This window comes from Pseudomonas sp. NFACC24-1 (assembly GCF_900115235.1).
Taxonomy (GTDB): domain Bacteria; phylum Pseudomonadota; class Gammaproteobacteria; order Pseudomonadales; family Pseudomonadaceae; genus Aquipseudomonas; species Aquipseudomonas fluorescens_AA.
The window spans coordinates 51619-69958 of the sequence record NZ_FOVS01000016.1 but is presented as its reverse complement, the minus strand read 5'-3'; the positions used below and the strand labels follow the sequence as shown (position 1 = coordinate 69958).

15 protein-coding genes are annotated in these 18340 nt (G+C 62.1%); 12 read left to right on the top strand and 3 right to left on the bottom strand.

What is annotated here, in order from left to right:
* Window positions 1–73: 73 nt before the first annotated feature.
* The 3 genes from BM317_RS16410 to BM317_RS16400 all read left to right on the top strand — a co-directional run bounded on the left by BM317_RS16410 (window position 74) and on the right by BM317_RS16400 (window position 2616).
* Window positions 74–664 (top strand): biliverdin-producing heme oxygenase, encoded by a 591-nt coding sequence (locus BM317_RS16410; RefSeq protein ID WP_092475181.1) that lies wholly within the window; start codon window positions 74–76, stop codon window positions 662–664.
* 130 nt (window positions 665–794) lie between these two features.
* Window positions 795–1235, top strand: a complete 441-nt coding sequence (locus tag BM317_RS16405; RefSeq protein ID WP_092475178.1) for a YbaN family protein — start codon at window positions 795–797, stop codon at window positions 1233–1235.
* Between the two features lie 34 nt (window positions 1236–1269).
* Window positions 1270–2616 carry a CoA transferase gene (locus BM317_RS16400; protein ID WP_092475174.1) on the top strand — a complete coding sequence of 449 codons (1347 nt, stop codon included), beginning with the start codon at window positions 1270–1272 and terminating at the stop codon, window positions 2614–2616.
* A 219-nt stretch (window positions 2617–2835) separates the two neighbouring features.
* Here the strand turns inward: BM317_RS16400 and arcD (BM317_RS16395) are convergent, their stop codons facing one another.
* Window positions 2836–4263: an arginine-ornithine antiporter gene (gene arcD / locus BM317_RS16395; protein ID WP_092166007.1), complete on the bottom strand. Its 1428-nt coding sequence runs from the start codon at window positions 4261–4263 to the stop codon at window positions 2836–2838.
* Between the two features lie 391 nt (window positions 4264–4654).
* Between arcD (BM317_RS16395) and arcD (BM317_RS16390) the strand changes: the two genes are divergently transcribed.
* The 6 genes from arcD (BM317_RS16390) (at window position 4655) to BM317_RS30725 (ending at window position 10360) form a co-directional block, all read left to right on the top strand.
* Entirely contained in the window at window positions 4655–6082 is a 1428-nt protein-coding gene (arcD, locus tag BM317_RS16390) for an arginine-ornithine antiporter (RefSeq protein WP_092166005.1), read from the top strand.
* 30 nt (window positions 6083–6112) lie between these two features.
* Window positions 6113–7369 carry an arginine deiminase gene (arcA, locus tag BM317_RS16385; RefSeq protein ID WP_060738884.1) on the top strand — a complete coding sequence of 419 codons (1257 nt, stop codon included), beginning with the start codon at window positions 6113–6115 and terminating at the stop codon, window positions 7367–7369.
* A gap of 70 nt (window positions 7370–7439) precedes the next feature.
* Complete coding sequence (locus BM317_RS16380) at window positions 7440–8450, top strand: ornithine carbamoyltransferase (protein WP_092166001.1); 1011 nt, start codon at window positions 7440–7442, stop codon at window positions 8448–8450.
* Between the two features lie 148 nt (window positions 8451–8598).
* Window positions 8599–9528 carry a carbamate kinase gene (gene arcC, locus BM317_RS16375; protein ID WP_092475171.1) on the top strand — a complete coding sequence of 310 codons (930 nt, stop codon included), beginning with the start codon at window positions 8599–8601 and terminating at the stop codon, window positions 9526–9528.
* 63 nt (window positions 9529–9591) lie between these two features.
* Window positions 9592–9951 carry a DUF5064 family protein gene (locus tag BM317_RS16370; RefSeq protein ID WP_092165997.1) on the top strand — a complete coding sequence of 120 codons (360 nt, stop codon included), beginning with the start codon at window positions 9592–9594 and terminating at the stop codon, window positions 9949–9951.
* 232 nt (window positions 9952–10183) lie between these two features.
* On the top strand, window positions 10184–10360 hold the full coding sequence (locus tag BM317_RS30725) for a hypothetical protein (RefSeq protein WP_162843733.1): 177 nt from the start codon (window positions 10184–10186) through the stop codon (window positions 10358–10360).
* A 7-nt stretch (window positions 10361–10367) separates the two neighbouring features.
* Here BM317_RS30725 and BM317_RS16360 read toward each other — a convergent pair whose 3' ends face one another.
* Window positions 10368–11261, bottom strand: coding sequence for a helix-turn-helix domain-containing protein (locus tag BM317_RS16360; RefSeq protein ID WP_092165993.1), 894 nt, complete (start codon window positions 11259–11261; stop codon window positions 10368–10370).
* 175 nt (window positions 11262–11436) lie between these two features.
* Between BM317_RS16360 and pobA the strand changes: the two genes are divergently transcribed.
* Both pobA and BM317_RS16350 read left to right on the top strand, forming a co-directional pair.
* Window positions 11437–12627, top strand: a complete 1191-nt coding sequence (pobA, locus tag BM317_RS16355) for a 4-hydroxybenzoate 3-monooxygenase (RefSeq protein WP_092165991.1) — start codon at window positions 11437–11439, stop codon at window positions 12625–12627.
* A gap of 51 nt (window positions 12628–12678) precedes the next feature.
* Window positions 12679–14214, top strand: a complete 1536-nt coding sequence (locus BM317_RS16350; protein ID WP_170842271.1) for an MDR family MFS transporter — start codon at window positions 12679–12681, stop codon at window positions 14212–14214.
* Window positions 14215–14404: 190 nt separating this feature from the next.
* On the opposite strand, the gene BM317_RS16345 is transcribed toward BM317_RS16350, so the two are convergent.
* Window positions 14405–15754, bottom strand: a complete 1350-nt coding sequence (locus tag BM317_RS16345; protein ID WP_092165987.1) for a spinster family MFS transporter — start codon at window positions 15752–15754, stop codon at window positions 14405–14407.
* A 359-nt stretch (window positions 15755–16113) separates the two neighbouring features.
* Here BM317_RS16345 and BM317_RS16340 point away from each other — a divergent pair, with 359 nt between their 5' ends.
* Window positions 16114–18291 carry a hypothetical protein gene (locus tag BM317_RS16340; RefSeq protein WP_092165985.1) on the top strand — a complete coding sequence of 726 codons (2178 nt, stop codon included), beginning with the start codon at window positions 16114–16116 and terminating at the stop codon, window positions 18289–18291.
* The last annotated feature ends 49 nt before the right edge of the window (window positions 18292–18340 follow it).

The window sequence follows — 18340 nt, the reverse complement described above, 5'->3', positions numbered from 1 at the left end:
CGGCAGCTCCTACACACAACCGAGCGGGAGCAAGCTCCCTCGCCACAATGTGCTCACTCAAAGGATTCTTTTCATGAATACCCAGCGTCCCGCTTCACGTTCCCAACGCCTGAACCAGATCACCCACGAGCCTCACAGCAAGCTCGACGCCCTGGTCAAGGCCCACGCCCCGTTCGAAACCCCGGCCAGCTTCGCCCGTTTCGTCGTCGCCCAGTACCTGTTCCAGTCGGAACTGGTGGCGCTGTACAACGACGCCGAGCTGTCCGCCCTGATTCCCGACCTACCGGCCCGTTGCCGGGCCGACGCTGCCAGGGCGGATCTCGCCGACCTGGACACCGAAGTCCCCGCGCCGGTGGCCGGTGCGGTACACAATCCGACCCAGGCCGAAGCCCTGGGCTGGCTGTTCGTCTCCGAAGGTTCCAAGCTCGGTGCCGCGTTCCTGATCAAGCGTGCCGTGGGCCTGGGGCTGAGCGAAACCTTCGGCGCCCGGCACCTGGCGGAACCTGCCGGCGGGCGCGCCGAAGGCTGGAAAACCTTCACCCGCACCCTCGACGGCCTGGCCTTTACCGAACAGCAGGAAGCCGAAGCGGATAAAGGCGCGCTGGATGCGTTCAACCGGTTCACGGTCCTGCTAGAACAAGCTTATGCGGTGGAATTGGCCTGATCGCTTAGTCCACTGTGGGAGCGGGCTTGCTCGCGAAAGCAGTGTGTCAGTCAAAATAACTGTGCCTGTTACTCCGCCTTCGCGAGCAAGCCCGCTCCCACATGGAAATGTGTATGCCTGAAAGGTACCGATGAACCATCCCTCGAAACTCACCCAACTGCTCTTCGCCCTGCTCGCCTACACCAGCCTGGCCATCGGCCTGGTCGCCATCGTCGTGCCCGGCCTGCCGACCACCGAGTTCATCCTGCTGGCCGCCTGGGCCGCGACCCGCAGTTCGCCGCGCCTGAGCGCCTGGCTGGAGAGCCATCGGTTGTTCGGGCCGATGCTGCACAACTGGCGCAACGACAAGGTCATCCCGCGCCGGGCCAAGGTGGCTGCCACCGTCAGCATGCTGCTGTGTGCCGGGCTGATGCTGGTGATGCTCGACCACGGCTGGCCGGTTTATCTGGCGCTCGCGGGCATGGGCCTGAGCAACCTGTGGATCTGGTCGCGCCCGGAACAGGCACAGGGCAGTTGTGGCGAGGGCGCTTGCTCCCGCTGGGCCGCAAAGCGGCCCCCAACGGATTTTTGATCTATGATCGCCCTCTCGTACTGGAGGGCTTTCGATGTCAGATCTGCTCACGTCCATGCAAACCGCACTCGGCTTGCCCACGACCCCAATCACCTTCAGCGGCGAAGGCGCCTTGCCCTCGGCCTTCGCCGTCACGGAGTTGGCCAGCGCCAGCATCGCCGTGGCGGGCCAGGCGACCGCCGCGCTCATCCATCTGCACACCGGCCGCCTTCCGCCCGTCGAGGTCGACCGGCGCCTGGCGTCGTTCTGGTTCTCCACTTCCCTGCGCCCCATCGGCTGGAGCGTGCCGCCGATGTGGGACCCGGTGGCCGGAGACTACGCCTGCGCCGACGGCTGGATTCGCCTGCACACCAACGCACCGCATCATCGACTGGCCGCGGAAAAAGTCCTCGGCACCTGCACCGACCGCGCCGACATGGCGGCGAGGGTGGCCCGTTGGAACAAGGCCGAGCTGGAACAGGCCGTGGTCGACGCCGGCGGTTGCGCCGCCCAGATGCGTTCGTGGCAGTCCTGGCAGGCCCATCCCCAAGGCATGGCGGTGAATGCCGAACCGCTGGTGCATCTGAGTGAAACGACTGCAGAACAGCGCAAGCCCTGGCTCGGCTCCGAGACCCAGCCACTGGCGGGCCTCAAGGTGTTGGACCTGACCCGCGTGCTGGCCGGCCCCGTCGCCAGCCGCTTCCTCGCTGGCCTGGGGGCCGACGTGCTGCGCATCGACCCGCCGACCTGGAACGAACCCGGCGTGGTCCCGGAAGTCACCCTGGGCAAACGCTGCGCCCGCCTCGACTTGCATCGGCCCGATGATCGCGCGGTGTTCGAGGCGCTGCTCAAGGACGCCGACATCCTCCTGCATGGCTATCGCGCCGACGCTCTCGAACGCCTGGGCTATGGCGCCGATCAACGCCAGCAAATCGCCCCGGGGCTGATTGATGTAAGTCTCAATGCCTACGGCTGGAGCGGCCCTTGGCAGCACCGCCGTGGCTTCGACAGCCTGGTGCAGATGAGCAGCGGCATTGCCGAAGCCGGCATGGGTTGGAAACACACCGACAAACCGACACCGCTGCCGGTGCAGGCACTGGACCACGGCACCGGGTACCTGATGGCTGCCAGTGCCGTTGTGTTGTTGTCCCGCCGCCTGACGAACGGCCAGGGCGGTTCGGCACGCCTGTCACTGGCGCGCACGGCGAAGCTGTTGATCGAGCGTGGCCCAGGGGACCCGACCCCATTGCGCGCCGAGGACGATAATGATCAGGGCCTGGTGGTCGAACAAACGCCATGGGGGCCAGCCCACCGCCTGCAGGTGCCTTTGAAAATCACCGGGACGCCCCTGCAATGGACCTTGCCGGCGGTAGAACTGGGCGCGCATCGCCCACGGTGGTGATGGCCGCCCAATCGCGAGCAAACCATGCCAACCTGTCGATCACAATCCTTTGTGGCGAGGGGATTTATCCCCGCTGGGGCGCGAAGCGGCCCTGAAACCTGGCGCCTCGGTGTGCCAGGAAAGTCACGAGCGTTCTCTGGGGGCGCTTCGCACCCCAGCGGGGATAAATCCCCTCGCCACACTGCCCGCCTCTAACTCGCCAGAAAGGCAAGCTTCGCCTCACAACGCCAAAAACCCACTGTACAACCCATACGCCGCCACGCCCGCCCCGGACACCACACACGCAAAGACGCCTTTTTCCACATGGGTGAACAAGGGTTGGCGCTGCTCGCGCTTGGCCTGGGCAAACAGGATCACCCCCGGCGCGTACAACAGCGCCGACAGCAGCAGGTATTTCACGCCGCCGGCATACAGCAGCCACACCGCATAGCACAGCGCAACACCACCGATGCACAGGTCCTTCATGCGCCGGGCCGAGGCTTGCCCATAGGTTTCGCCCCGTGCGCAAAGCAACACCGCATAGGCTGCCGACCACAGGTACGGTACCAGGATCATCGATGACGCGAGGTAGATCAGGCTGGTATAGGTGCCTGCGGAAAACAGGGTAATCAGCAAAAACAACTGGATCATGCCATTGGTCAGCCACAACGCGTTGACCGGCGCCTGGTTGGCGTTTTCCTTGGTCAGGAACGCCGGCATGGTCTTGTCCCTGGCGGTGGCATAGAGAATTTCGGCGCACAACAGCGCCCAGGACAACAGTGCGCCCAACAACGACACCGCCAGCCCGAGGCTGATCAACAACGCCCCCCAAGGCCCGACGATATGTTCCAGCACGCCGGCCAGTGACGGGTTCTGCAATTGCGCCAGGGCTGGCTGGCTCATGATCCCCAGGGACAACACGTTCACCAGCACCAGCAGCGCCAGAACCCCGAGGAACCCGATCACCGTCGCACGTCCGACGTCCGCGCGTTTTTCCGCCCGCGCCGAATAGACACTGGCGCCTTCGATGCCAATGAACACGAACACCGTGACCAGCATCATGTGGCGCACCTGGTCCATCACGCTGCCCAGGTCAGGGCTCATCTCGCCCCAGATATCCCGGGTGAACACCTCGGCCTTGAACGCCACCGCGGCGATGACAATGAACATCACCAAGGGCACCACCTTGGCGATGGTGGTCACCAGGTTGATGAACGCCGCTTCCTTGATGCCGCGCAGCACCAGGAAATGCACCGCCCACAACAGCAACGATGCACAGGCGATGGCCACCGGCGTATTGCCCTGGCCGAACACCGGGAAAAAATACCCCAAGGTGCTGAACAGCAACACGAAGTAACCGACGTTGCCCATCCAGGCACTGATCCAGTAGCCCCACGCGGAAGAGAAGCCCATGTAGTCGCCGAAACCGGCCTTGGCGTAGGCATAGACACCCGAGTCCAGTTCGGGTTTGCGATTGGCCAGGGTCTGGAACACGAAGGCCAGGGTCAGCATGCCGACGGCGGTGATCGCCCAACCGATCAGCACCGCTCCAACGTCGGCCCGGGCCGCCATGTTCTGTGGCAGGGAAAAGATCCCGCCACCGATCATCGATCCCACCACCAGCGCCACCAGCGCACCAAGGCGTAACTTTTCAATCGGCTGCGGCATCTTTCTCGCTCATTAAGTAAATAATGCGACATAACGTTTTTGAATAACGTCACGCGCGCAAAGTCCGAGGGATTATTACCCCGCCCCTTGTCCAAGACAGCAATAAGAAAGACCACACCAGACGATTATTTCTGTCATGAAAGCAACCTACAAAATAGTTGTGATCCAGTAGAAATCAACTAGTGTGAATAATCCCACGGAATGAAAGCCGCCTCGCCGCACCTTGCCGAAGCCTCTAAAACGGGCATTACGGCAATTTATGGACGTGAAGGAAAGCACTTAACTCCTTCATTAACAATGGAATGTTGTCATGCACTGATCCAGATCAGGTATTCAACTTTCGAATCGACTTATTCTGTCGACTCTCTTCTCCTGCATTGGAGTCTCGCAAATGTCTGATACCCCCGGAAAACTTCGATTAGGTGCGTTAGTTGCACTGGTTGTCGGCTCCATGATCGGCGGCGGAATATTTTCCCTGCCACAAAACATGGCCGCCAGCGCGGATGTCGGGGCGGTACTGATTGGCTGGGCCATTACCGCTGTCGGCATGCTGACCCTCGCTTTTGTCTTTCAGACCCTGGCCAATCGCAAGCCCGACCTGGATGGTGGCGTGTATGCCTACGCCAAGGCTGGGTTCGGCGACTACATGGGGTTCTCGTCGGCCTGGGGCTACTGGATCAGCGCCTGGCTGGGCAACGTCGGTTACTTCGTGTTGTTGTTCAGCACCCTGGGCTACTTCTTCCCGATTTTCGGTGAAGGCAACACCGTTGCCGCGGTGATCGGCGCCTCGGTGTTGTTGTGGGCGGTGCATTTCCTGGTACTGCGCGGCATCAAGGAAGCGGCGTTCATCAACCTGGTGACCACCATCGCCAAGGTCGTGCCGTTGCTGCTGTTCGTGTTGGTCGCCGTGTTCGCCTTCAGGCTCGACATCTTCACCGCCGACATCTGGGGCGTGAAAAACCCGGACCTGGGCAGCGTGATGAACCAGGTGCGCAAGATGATGCTGGTCACCGTGTGGGTGTTCATCGGCATCGAGGGTGCGAGTATCTTTTCCGCCCGTGCCGAGAAACGCACGGACGTGGGCAAGGCCACCGTGATCGGCTTCATCACCGTGCTGCTGTTCCTGGTGCTGGTCAATGTGTTGTCCCTGGGGATCATGACCCAGCCGGAACTGGCCAAGCTGCAGAACCCGTCCATGGCCGCCGTGCTGGAGCACGTGGTGGGTCACTGGGGCGCGGTGCTGATCAGCGTCGGCCTGATCATCTCGCTGCTTGGCGCCCTGCTGTCCTGGGTGCTGCTATGCGCCGAGATCATGTTCGCCGCCGCCAAAGACCACACCATGCCCGAGTTCCTGCGCCGGGAGAACGCCAACCACGTACCGGCCAACGCCCTGTGGCTGACCAACGCGATGGTCCAGCTGTTTTTGGTCATCACCCTGTTCTCGGCCAGCACTTACCTGTCACTGATCTACCTCGCCACCTCGATGATCCTGGTGCCGTACCTGTGGTCGGCGGCCTACGCCGTGCTGCTGGCGGTGCGCGGCGAGACCTACGAAGGCTTCGCGGCCGAGCGGCGCAAGGATCTGATCATCGGCGCCATCGCCCTGATCTACGCGGTGTGGCTGCTGTATGCCGGCGGGATCAAGTACCTGCTGCTCTCCGCCCTGCTCTATGCCCCCGGCGCGATTCTGTTCGCCAAGGCCAAGCGCGAATTGGGCAAACCGGTTTTCACCTCTGTCGAGAAGCTGATTTTCGCCGCAGTGATCGCAGGCGCCCTGGTGGCCGCCTATGGGCTCTACGACGGCTTCCTGACCTTGTAGTTGGCTGACTGTTTAACTGGAGGATTTGTAATGACCACGGAAAAAGTGAAGTACGGCGTTCATTCCGAAGCCGGTAAATTACGTAAAGTCATGGTGTGTTCCCCAGGCCTGGCCCACCAGCGGCTGACCCCGAACAACTGCGACGAGCTGCTGTTCGATGACGTGATCTGGGTCAACCAGGCCAAGCGCGACCATTTCGATTTCGTCACCAAGATGCGCGAGCGTGGCATCGACGTACTGGAAATGCACAACCTGCTGACCGACATCGTCGCCATCCCCGAAGCCCTGGACTGGATCCTGCAGCGCAAGATCACCGCCAACTCGGTGGGCCTGGGCCTGGTGAATGAAGTCGGTTCGTGGCTGCGCAGCCTGGAGCCGCGCCATATCGCCGAGTTCCTGATTGGCGGCGTCTCGGCCGACGACCTGCCGGACAGCTTCGGTGGCAAGACCATCCAGATGTTCCGCGACTTCCTCGGGCACTCCAGCTTCATCCTGCCGCCGCTGCCCAATACCCAGTTCACCCGCGACACCACCTGCTGGATCTACGGCGGCGTGACCCTGAACCCGATGTATTGGCCGGCGCGGCGCCAGGAAACCCTGCTCGCCAGCGCCATCTATAAATTCCACCCCGAGTTTACCCAGGCTGACTTCCAGATCTGGTACGGCGACCCGGACCAGGAGCATGGCAACGCCACCCTCGAAGGCGGCGACGTGATGCCCATTGGCAACGGCGTAGTGCTGATCGGCATGGGCGAACGTTCGTCCCGCCAGGCCATCGGCCAACTGGCGCTGAACCTGTTCAAGCACAAGGCCGTGGAGCGGGTGATCGTCGCCGGCTTGCCGAAGTCCCGCGCCGCCATGCACCTGGACACCGTCTTCAGTTTCTGCGACCGCGACCTGGTCACGGTTTTCCCGGAAGTGGTGAGCCAGATCGTCGCCTTCTCCCTGCGCCCTGACGAGAGCAAGCCCGGCGGCATCGACGTACGCCGAGAAGAAGGCAGCTTCCTCGACACCGTGGCCGCCGCCCTCAAGCTGCCGGCCTTGCGCGTGGTGGAAACCGGCGGCAACAGCTTCGCCGCCGAGCGTGAACAATGGGACGACGGCAACAACGTGGTGGCCGTGGAGCCGGGCGTGGTGATCGGCTACGACCGCAACACCTACACCAATACCCTGCTGCGCAAGGCCGGGGTGGAAGTCATCACCATCAGCGCCAGCGAGCTGGGCCGCGGCCGCGGCGGTGGCCACTGCATGACCTGCCCGATCATCCGCGACCCGATCGACTACTGACCTTCGAGCCTGGGCCAGTGTTTATCGAACGCAGCCCAGGGGATAACCGAAACCCAAGGAGATCCATATCATGGCTTTCAACATGCGCAACCGCAGCCTGCTGAGCTTGATGCACCACACCAACCGCGAGCTGCACTACCTGCTGGACCTGTCCCGCGACCTCAAGCGTGCCAAGTACACCGGCACCGAACAGCCGCACCTCAAGGGCAAGAACATCGCGCTGATCTTCGAGAAGACCTCGACCCGCACCCGCTGTGCCTTCGAGGTCGCGGCCCACGACCAGGGCGCCCACGTCACCTACATCGACCCGGTGTCGTCGCAGATCGGCCACAAGGAAAGCATGAAAGACACCGCCCGGGTCCTGGGGCGGATGTTCGACGCCATCGAGTACCGGGGCTTCGAACAGGAGATCGTCGAGGAACTGGCCAAGTTCGCCGGCGTGCCGGTGTTCAACGGCCTGACCGCCGAATTCCACCCCACCCAGATGATCGCCGACACCCTGACCATGCGCGAACACAGCGACAAGCCGCTGCATGACATCAGCTACGCCTACTTGGGCGACGCGCGCTACAACATGGGCAATTCGCTGCTGATGATCGGCGCCAAACTGGGCATGGACGTGCGCATCGGCGCGCCGAAAGCGCTGTGGCCGCACCAGGACTTCATCGACCAGTGCCAGGCCTTCGCCGCCGAGAGCGGCGGGCGCATCACCATCACCGAGGATCCGAAAGAAGCGGTCAAGGGCGTGGACTTCATCCACACCGACATCTGGGTGTCCATGGGCGAGCCGGTGGAAGCCTGGGATGAACGCATCGAGCAACTGCTGCCCTACCAGGTCAACGCGCAAATGATGAAAGCCTCGGGCAACCCACGGGTGAAATTCATGCATTGCCTGCCGGCGTTCCACAACAGCGAAACCAAGGTCGGCAAGGACATCGCCGCGCGCTATCCGAACCTGGCCAATGGCGTGGAAGTGACCGAAGAGGTCTTCGAATCCCCGGCCAATATCGCCTTCGAGCAAGCGGAAAACCGCATGCACACCATCAAGGCGATCCTGGTGTCGGCGCTGGCGGATATCTGAAACCAACGCAGTTCCCTTGTGGGAGCGAGCTTGCTCGCGATGGCGCAGGAACAGGCAACATTGATGTCGACTGACACACCGCTATCGCGAGCAAGCTCGCTCCCACAAAGGACCGCGTTGTTCGTCCATTTTTTTGAAGGACAATACCATGCGCATCGTCGTTGCCCTGGGCGGTAACGCCCTCCTGCGTCGGGGTGAACCCCTGACCGCTGCCAACCAACGTAGCAACATCCGCACCGCGACCGAACAGATCGCCAAGATCCACCCCGGCAACCAACTGGTCATCGCCCACGGCAACGGCCCGCAGGTCGGCCTGCTGTCGTTGCAGGCGGCGGCCTACACCGCGGTCACGCCATATCCGCTGGACGTGCTCGGCGCCGAAACCGAAGGCATGATCGGCTACATCATCGAACAGGAACTGGGCAATCTGCTGGACTTCGAAGTCCCCTTCGCCACGCTGCTGACCCAGGTCGAAGTGGATGGCAACGACCCGGCCTTCCAGAACCCCACCAAGCCCATCGGCCCGGTCTATAGCCAGCAAGAGGCGCAGAAGCTGGCGACTGAAAAAGGCTGGACCATCGCCCCGGACGGCGACAAGTTCCGCCGTGTGGTCGCAAGCCCCAGGCCCAAGCGCATCTTTGAGATCCGCCCGATCAAATGGCTGCTGGAAAAAGGCAGCATCGTGATCTGCGCCGGCGGTGGCGGCATTCCGACGATGTACGACGCCGAGGGCAAGCTACAGGGCGTGGAGGCGGTGATCGACAAGGACCTGTGCTCGGCGCTGCTGGCCGAACAGCTGGAAAGCGATCTGCTGGTGATCGCCACTGACGTCAACGCCGCGTTCATCGACTTCGGCAAGCCGACCCAGAAAGCCATCGCCCAGGCCCACCCCGACGAACTGGAACGGCTCGGCTTCGCCGCAGGCTCCATGGGGCCAAAGGTGCAGGCCGCCTGCGAGTTCGCACGCAACACGGGCAAGGTCGCGGTGATCGGGTCGCTGTCGGACATCGATGCTATCGTCCAGGGCCAGGCCGGCACCCGCATCAGCACGTCGACACCTGGCATCGCTTATCGATAACAGGAAACTTGCAGGGCGGATCCGGGGTCTGCCCTACACCCACGCCTTCGAGGAGAGTCGTTTATGGCCATGTTCGAACCCGGTCACCTGCACATGGAACGCCATGCGCTGAACAAGGAAGACTTCAACTACAACCTGTGCATCGACTACGAGGTTGCGCAGGACCCCAAGGAAGGCAGCGGCATGTCGTTCCGGGTGCATGGCACGGTGGAAGACAAGCCCCTGGACGAGACCTTTTTCCTGGCCAAGGACCAGGCCTTCGATTTCGCCCGCCACGCCACGCGCATCGCGCAGCAATATGGCTTGCCCAAGACCGCCAGCATCGGCTCGATGCACAAGTATTACGACGAAATGTTCGAAGACGTGCGCAAGCAACTGGACGTCAAGCCGGGCGATCCGATGAAGCCGGAACACTTGGCATAACCCGCCCGAAAAACACCTCTATCCCTGTGGGAGCGGGCTTGCTCGCGAAGACGGAGCAACAGTCAACATTGATGGTGACTGACACACCGCTTTCGCGAGCAAGCCCGCTCCCACAGGGGATATCAGCATTCTGAATGTCGGGTTAAATGCGAGTCTTACCAGGCTGGCAACCCGCCACGGCTGACCTATGCTGAAAGTAGTGCCCCCGGGTATTCGTTCAGAGGTCACCGCCATGAACATCAAAACAAGAAGACGCCTCGCTATTTTCGTCACCTGCGCCGCCACGCTTGCGCTTTATGGCACTGCGGCCTACCGGGTCGAGCAGGCCAGGCAACTGCCCCGTGAATACGCCAGCTGCAACTTCGAACGCTGCATCCCCCACAGCGCAACCCTGAACGCCCTGCGCTGAGGCGTGGTCAGTCGTCCTGCTGATCGGTCTTGAGCCGGTCCCGGAACGCCTTGGGCGAGATGCCGACGCGCCGGCGGAACAGCCGGGTGAAGTTGGTCGGGTCGGAAAACCCGAGCAGTTCGGAAATCTCGTAGATGGTCATGCCGGTGTAGGTCAGCAGGCGCTTGGCTTCCAACAACTGGCGCTCGTGCATGATCTGCAACGCCGGTTGCCCCGCCAGTTCCCGGCAGGTGCCGTTGAGGTGCGACACGGAAATGCCCAGGCGATGGGCCAGGTCTTCGACCTTGACGTGCTCGCGATAGGTTTCTTCCACCAACTGAATGAACCCGTTGAGGTATTCCCGGGCCCGTTGCGGGCGCTGGGCCTGGGTGTGTCGCTGCATCACCTGGCGGCTGACCCAGACCATGATCACGCTGACCAGCGCATGCATCAGCATTTCCCGAGCCGGCTGATGCCCCATGTATTCATTCTGCAGGGCGCTGAACAGGCTGTTGAGGTACTCGGAATTCTCGAGGGCGGGGTAGCTTTCGGCCTGGGCCAGCACATTGACTGCATGCCCCAGCTGCGCTTGCAGGTGCGTGACCAGCGGCGCCGCCAGGGTCACCACGTAACCTTCCACATCCTCGGAAAAACGAAAGCCATGGACCGACAGCGGCGGCAGGATCTGCACCGCCGGCTCGGTGAGCTGCGTGCGCCGGCCTTCGATTTCCAGTTCCGCCTGGCCCTTGAAGACAAACAACAACTGGCACAGGTCGGCATGCCGATGGGGTTTGATTTCCCAGTGATGCTCGCGGCTGCGCTTGGAGATGGTTTCGCAGTGCAGCAGGTCCGGGGTCGGCCATTCCTGGCTCTCACCGTAGAGCTTGAACACCGGGATCGAAGGCAGGTCAGGTTTTTTCATAACGTGGATCCGGGCCTGGGGTTGCGGGCGATAATCGCACCAATTGGCAGAAAGTACAGGTATCGGCTCAGTTTTCCCCTTCAACTGACAGGTCCGCAAGCGAAAAATGTAGGCACTCGATTTCTAATAATCAACACCGACCCTGGTCGCGTGCTTCGTGCGAGTCATAAGAACAATGAAAACCCTCAAGACCCAAGTCGCTATTATCGGCGCCGGCCCCTCTGGCCTGCTGCTCGGCCAGTTGCTGCACAACGCCGGCATCGACACTGTCATCCTCGAACGCCAGACCCCGGACTATGTACTGGGCCGCATCCGCGCCGGTGTGCTGGAGCAAGGCATGGTCGAACTGCTGCGCCAGGCTGGCGTCGGCCAACGCATGGACGCCGAAGGCCTGCCCCATGACGGCTTTGAACTGGTGCTCAACGATCGGCGGGTGCACATCGACCTCAAGGGCCTGACTGGCGGTAAAAACGTCATGGTCTACGGCCAGACCGAAGTGACCCGTGATCTGATGGCCGCCCGCGAAGCCGCCGGCGCCCGCACGTTGTACCTGGCCAGCAACGCCCAGCCCCACGACATGCAAACCGAGCACCCTTTCGTGACCTTCGAGCATGAAGGGCAAACCTTACGCCTGGACTGCGACTACATTGCCGGTTGCGACGGTTTCCACGGCGTGGCGCGACAGTCCATTCCAGCGGAAAAACTCAAGGTTTTCGAGCGCGTCTACCCGTTTGGCTGGCTCGGCGTGCTGGCTGACACCCCGCCGGTTCACGAAGAGCTGGTCTACGCTCGGCACGCCCGCGGCTTTGCCCTGTGCAGCATGCGCTCCAAGACCCGCACCCGTTACTACCTGCAAGTCCCTGCCGAGGAGCAAGTGGCCGACTGGCCGGACGAGCGTTTCTGGCATGAACTGAAAAAACGCCTTCCCACCGACCTGGCCGAGGCCTTGGTGACCGGCCCATCCATCGAGAAAAGCATCGCGCCGCTGCGCAGCTTCGTGGTCGAGCCGATGCAGTACGGGCGGATGTTCCTGGTGGGCGACGCGGCCCACATCGTCCCGCCGACCGGGGCCAAGGGGCTGAACCTGGCCGCCAGCGATGTCAGCACGCTGTTCAACATCCTGCTCAAGGTCTATCGCGACGGCCGTGTGGACTTGCTGGAGCACTATTCGGCCATCTGCCTGCGCCGCGTCTGGAAAGCCGAACGGTTCTCGTGGTGGATGACTTCGATGCTGCACCGCTTCGACGACGATGCCTTCAACCAGCGCATCAGCGAAGCCGAGCTGGAATATTTCGTCGATTCCGAGGCGGGTCGAAAAACCATTGCGGAAAATTACGTCGGGCTTCCTTACGAGGCTATCGAATAGCCGCCTACCGACTTAAACTGCGGGCTTCGTCCCATTCGCCTCTTCGGCGCAATGCCCGCAGGTTCAGCCGTGACTCAGCTCGATACGCTCCAAGCCCCGAAACCGGCCATCCGCAGTGTGCTGGTGGCCCTGATGCTGGCAATTTTCCTGGGTGCCCTGGACCAGACCATCGTCGCCGTCTCGATGCCGGCCATTTCCGCACAATTTGCCGACGTCAGCCTGCTGGCCTGGGTGATTTCCGGCTACATGGTCGCCATGACCGTGGCGGTGCCCATCTACGGCAAGCTCGGCGACCTCTACGGACGCCGGCCGCTGATGCTGTTCGGCATGGGCCTGTTCACCCTGGCCTCGCTGTTCTGTGGCCTGGCGCAAAACATGGAGCAACTGGTGCTGGCACGGATCGTCCAGGGCATCGGCGCCGGCGGGATGATTTCAGTGAGCCAGGCGATCATCGGCGACATCATCCCGCCCCGCGAACGGGGGCGCTACCAAGGGTATTTCAGCAGCATGTACGCGGTGGCCAGCGTGGCCGGGCCGGTGCTCGGGGGCTACATGACCGAGTACTTGTCGTGGCGCTGGGTGTTCTGGATCAACCTGCCCCTGGGCCTCACGGCCTGGTGGGTGGCCCGACGCACCCTGGTGGGGCTGCCAGTACCGCAACGCACGCCGATCATCGATTACCTGGGCACCGTGTTGCTGATCATTGGCCTGACGGCGTTGCTGCTGGGGATCACCGAGGTCGGCCAGGGCCATGCCTGGCACAGCCGTGAAGTGCTGGGGTTGCTGGGTTGCGCGGGGATAGCCCTGGGGACGTTCGCCTGGTATGAGCGCCGGGCGCGGGAACCGTTGCTGCCGATGCACCTGTTCGCCAACCGCAGCGCGGTGCTGTGCTGGTGCACGGTGTTCTTCACCAGTTTCCAGGCGATTTCCCTGACGGTGCTGATGCCGTTGCGCTTCCAGAGCGTGACCGGCGCCGGTGCCGACAGTGCGGCGTTGCACTTGTTGCCGCTGGCGATAGGGCTGCCGATCGGGGCGTATTTCGCCGGCCGCCGGACCTCGGTCACGGGGCGCTACAAACCGATGATCCTGAGCGGTGCCCTGCTCTTTCCCTTCGCCATCCTCGGCATGGCCTTCACTGCGCCTGACGCGTTCTGGCTCAGCAGCCTGTTCATGCTGCTCAGCGGCATCGCCTCGGGCATGCAGTTCCCCACCTCACTGGTGGGTTCGCAGAACTCGGTACAACAAGCGGATATCGGCGTCGCCACCAGCACCACCAACCTGTTCCGTTCCCTTGGCGGCGCGGTGGGCGTGGCGTTGATGTCGGCCTTGCTGCTGGCCTTGCTGCAGGATTCAAGCCTGGCCCAACTCGCCGGCGCGTCGTTGATCGGTGAAGGACATGCCGGCAACGTCTTGCTGGACGGCCTCAACGCCGCCCCGGGCGAGGCCCAGGAGGCCTTGCGCCGGGCATTGCAGGCGACATTCCGGCATTTGCTGTTGATCAGCGCGGCGGTATCGCTGTTGGGGCTGGCGGCCGCGGTGGCGATGCCCAATCGCTTGCTGCGTGGGCGGGATGAAAAGGTTCGCTAGGCACAATTTCGCTGCCATGCACAACCTGTGGCGAGGGGATTTATCCCCGTTGGGCTGCGCAGCAGTCCTAAACCCTAAAGCACGGTGTGTCAGATTAATTGAGTGCTTTTGGGGGCTGCTTCGCAGCCCCACGGGGATAAATCCCCTCGCCACAAAAGCAGGCCCATCACCGGAGCTGAGTCTGGTGCTATCAAGCCGTCGCCGCGACACCCTGCGACATCACCTCCGCGCTCATCCCGTCCTTCATCCGCTTGGCATCGCGCACGAAGCAGCGTGACGCCAGGAACAGGAACACCATGGTCAAGAGCAGCGCCACCGGGATCAGGTACATCGCATCGTGCAGGCCGATGGCCTTGAATGCTTCGCTCATCTGGTCGACACCCGCGCTGGCCATGGCCGTGCGGGCGAAGTAGTCGGACAAGCCGCCCACCACCACCGGCCCCAGGCCGCCGCCAAGCAAATACAGCCCGGCAAAGTACAACGCCATCGCCGTGGCGCGCAGGCGCGGCTCCACCACGTCCTGGATCGCGGTGTAGACGCAGGTGTAGAAGTTATAGGCAAACAGCCAACCCACGCTGAACACCGCCACGAACACGCCGATTTCAATGCGACCGGCATGCAGGGCCCACGCCGTGGTGACCGTCGAGATCGCCAGGCTGAACGCTGCAAACAGCAGGCGGCCGTTGGGCACGCGCTGGTGAATCTTGTCCGCGACCCAGCCGCCCAGGGTGAGCCCGAACAACCCCGTCACGCCCACCATGATGCCGGTGGCCACGGCCGCCTCGTGCAGTGGCATCAGGAAATAACGTTGCAGCATCGGCACCAGGAAGGAGTTGCAGGCATAGGTGGCGAAGTTGAAGCACAGCCCCGCCAGCACCAGCCACAGGAAGGTGGGAATCGCCAGCACCCGGCGAACCGGCTTGTCGATCTTTTCCTGGGAGACCTGCACGGTTTCCGCCGCGCCACGCTTGGGCTCCTTGATGAAAAACATGAACACCGCCAACACCAGCCCCGGTACCGCCGCGATGAAGAACGGCGCTCGCCAGCTGTCGAACGCCTTGACCATCGCGCCAATGGTGAAAAACGCCAACAGCAGGCCCAGCGGCAGGCCGAGCATGAAGATACCCATCGCCCGCGCCCGGCGGTGGGCCGGGAACAGATCGCCAATCAGTGAGTTGGCGGCGGGTGCGTAGCTGGCCTCGCCGATGCCGACGCCCATGCGCACCACCAGGAACGCCCAGAAACTGCCCACCAGGCCGTTCACCGCCGTCAGTCCGCTCCAGGCCGCCAGGCCCCAGCCCATCAACTTGCTGCGCGAACCGGTATCGGCCATGCGCCCCAGCGGCAAGCCGGCAATGGCATAAACGATGGTGAAGGCGGTGCCGATGATGCCGATCTGGAAATCGCTGAGGCTCCACTCCATGCGGATCGGCTCGATGATGATCGCCGGGATGGTGCGGTCGAAGAAATTGAACAGGTTGGCCAGGAACAACAGGAACAGAATGCGCCAGGCATTCGCCGCTTGGGTCGAGTTCTGCATGGGTCCGTCTCTTTTATTGTTATGGGCCAACGGTCCGTGGCCTGGATATGCAATCTAGACAGCGGCACGGAAGCTGTCTCCAATCATTCGCAAGGCTGATACCCGCCCATGGGACGCGGCGCATTTCTTGATGCCGATCAAACTCCTGTAACAATTGCCACCATTTTGCCTTTTGCCGGTTAAAGATCGAAGTCCGGTGGCCGATCCAACGTGATCAGAAAAAGAATATCCCGAGCGCTGCTCAGGCCGCAGCCCTGACCGCTTGGACCGATTTTCGCGTTTACCCAGGCGCGAATTCCTATCCGCGAGCGTTCGATGATCGCATTCGTCGAGCCACCAGTTCAGGCACATGGCGCACAATGACCTCCAAAAAAACAGCCACTGCGGTATCCGATCTGACCTTGAGCCCGGCCGCCAACGGCCCCGAAGTCTCGAAGCCGTCGAGCCCCCCGCGCCCTCTGTCGACCCAGCAGTATCTGTATTTCACCGAAACCAACACCGACCGTATCCTCGATAACCTCGACGGCCTGCGTGACACCGTGTTCCCGCGCCCGCCGCACCTGGTGGACGACGAATACGACCGAGCCCAGCAGGAGTTCCCGTCGGTGTGCCTGATCGGCCTGGGTCGCTGCGGCTCCAACATCGCCCTGGACGTGGCCGAGCTGGTGTACAACGCCCGCAAGTTCTACCTCAACGAATTCAACGCCGAAGACAAAGGCTACAGCGACAAGGGCTACAGCCCCGCACAATGGATCCGCAACAACCTGCGCCTGGGCACCAGCAAGACCAGCAAGCCGGTGTTCCTGGTAGAGCCGCTGGTGATGCTCGGCGACTTGGACAAGGACATCGCCGGGCGCATCCGTTTCTCGCGCAAGGGCGAAAAAAGCGGCTTCTTGCGCGACTACAGCAAAATGAAAATCATGGACCTGTCGGAAGTCCACGCCGGTGGCGCCGGTAACGCGCCGATCCTGGGCCAGTACCTGGCCAAGATCATCCTGAACAAGGACACCCAGCGCTTCTCCAGCCCCGACTGGAAAATGATCCACTCGTACCTGATCGACAGCTGCGGCATCAAGGCCAACCAGTCGCGCCTGTACTTCTCGATCTTCAGCGCCGGCGGCGGTACCGGCTCGGGCATGGCCTCGGAGTTCGGCCTGGCCCAGCAGTACTCGTACATGAACAAGACGTTCGACACCAAGCCGATGGACGAACACGACAGCAAGAGCGGCCACTCCTTCGTCTTCGAGCCGATCTTCACCAGCGGCATCTGCGTGCTGCCGAACATTTCCGACCACCGCAGCGAAATGTCCGAAGCCTTGCACATCAACGCCGGACGCCTGCTGTGCAAGTACCTGTCGGAAGAATGGGATTTCTCCTACAACTTCGCCAACGAAGACAGCAGCGAAGCCAGCGTGATGGGCCGTATCCGCCCGTGGAACGCGATGATGCTGATCTCCAACGACATCATGCGCTACGCCGAAGAAAGCGATGACGGCAACATCCAGAACATTGATGTCAATGCCATGGAGAAGCACGCCAACCAGTACATCTCCCAGCAGATCTTCAACATCCTGACGGCCCAGGCCGTCACCACCGACTACGACCAGAACTACTTCCGCCGTGCCGGCATCGACATCGGCGAAACCATTCGCCTGGACGCCAACGACCTGTTCATGAGCCTGGCCGGCCCGGTGGCAATCGCCTACGCCGAGTCTGTCGTCCCGGAAACCCCGGCACCGAGCGGCGACAAGTTCAAGGTATTCGAGAAAGAGCCGCCGCGCCTGAACATCGACGACCTGTTCTTCCGCTCCATCGACCTGCCGCATTTCAACAAAGTCACCCAGGCCATCGAAGGCATCAGCCTGTTGCCGATCGAATCCAAGCGCTACCGCGCCTCCCTGGAGCAATACAAGAATTCCGGCTACGACGCCGCGGCCCTGCATGACCTGCACTTCTTCAAGAACTGCTCGTCGGTGGTGTCCATCGTCTCCTTGCCCAAGGACTACAAGCTGTCCTACATGGACCTGAACCGGCTCAAGACCCACCTCAACAGCCTGTTCCCCAACACCACGCTCAAGCGTTACGCATTGGTGATCGGTGCCTCGGCGAACCTGTCGCTGACCACCCTGATCGCCAAGAGCCCGTGCCTGTCGGATGATTTCCTGACCCTGATCGTGGCCTTCATCAAACGCTGCTTCGCCCGCACCCCGTACCGTTTCGACGACACCCTGGACAACTCGATCCTGGACTTCATCATCAATGAAGACTTCGACGAAGCACGCATCGACGACCTGCTCAACGAGTTCGAAAACCCGGCGAAGATCCTCGACACCAACTGGTACGCGATCAAGCCGATGTACGAGAAGAAGTACCGCGAGCTGATCAATGACAAGGACAAGTTCGTCTCGATCAACGACATCCGCCTGTCCCGCGACTGCGTGAAGAAATCCATCAAGTACCTGCGCGAGATCTACCGTCACCGCATTGGCAAGACCAAGGTCATTTCCTTGAATAACCATACTGGCAGGACTTACTGAGGCGTTGCCTTAAAAGATCGCAGCCTTCGGCAGCTCCTACGGGCTGCGG

What these genes read in the sequence shown, in the direction of transcription:
- BM317_RS16410 (WP_092475181.1), top strand. Translation starts at nt 74, where the DNA reads ATGAATACCCAGCGTCCCGCTTCACGTTCCCAACGCCTGAACCAGATC.
- BM317_RS16405 (WP_092475178.1), top strand. Translation starts at nt 795, where the DNA reads ATGAACCATCCCTCGAAACTCACCCAACTGCTCTTCGCCCTGCTCGCC.
- BM317_RS16400 (WP_092475174.1), top strand. Translation starts at nt 1,270, where the DNA reads ATGTCAGATCTGCTCACGTCCATGCAAACCGCACTCGGCTTGCCCACG.
- arcD (WP_092166007.1), bottom strand. Translation starts at nt 4,263, where the DNA reads ATGCCGCAGCCGATTGAAAAGTTACGCCTTGGTGCGCTGGTGGCGCTG.
- arcD (WP_092166005.1), top strand. Translation starts at nt 4,655, where the DNA reads ATGTCTGATACCCCCGGAAAACTTCGATTAGGTGCGTTAGTTGCACTG.
- arcA (WP_060738884.1), top strand. Translation starts at nt 6,113, where the DNA reads ATGACCACGGAAAAAGTGAAGTACGGCGTTCATTCCGAAGCCGGTAAA.
- BM317_RS16380 (WP_092166001.1), top strand. Translation starts at nt 7,440, where the DNA reads ATGGCTTTCAACATGCGCAACCGCAGCCTGCTGAGCTTGATGCACCAC.
- arcC (WP_092475171.1), top strand. Translation starts at nt 8,599, where the DNA reads ATGCGCATCGTCGTTGCCCTGGGCGGTAACGCCCTCCTGCGTCGGGGT.
- BM317_RS16370 (WP_092165997.1), top strand. Translation starts at nt 9,592, where the DNA reads ATGGCCATGTTCGAACCCGGTCACCTGCACATGGAACGCCATGCGCTG.
- BM317_RS30725 (WP_162843733.1), top strand. Translation starts at nt 10,184, where the DNA reads ATGAACATCAAAACAAGAAGACGCCTCGCTATTTTCGTCACCTGCGCC.
- BM317_RS16360 (WP_092165993.1), bottom strand. Translation starts at nt 11,261, where the DNA reads ATGAAAAAACCTGACCTGCCTTCGATCCCGGTGTTCAAGCTCTACGGT.
- pobA (WP_092165991.1), top strand. Translation starts at nt 11,437, where the DNA reads ATGAAAACCCTCAAGACCCAAGTCGCTATTATCGGCGCCGGCCCCTCT.
- BM317_RS16350 (WP_170842271.1), top strand. Translation starts at nt 12,679, where the DNA reads ATGCCCGCAGGTTCAGCCGTGACTCAGCTCGATACGCTCCAAGCCCCG.
- BM317_RS16345 (WP_092165987.1), bottom strand. Translation starts at nt 15,754, where the DNA reads ATGCAGAACTCGACCCAAGCGGCGAATGCCTGGCGCATTCTGTTCCTG.
- BM317_RS16340 (WP_092165985.1), top strand. Translation starts at nt 16,114, where the DNA reads ATGACCTCCAAAAAAACAGCCACTGCGGTATCCGATCTGACCTTGAGC.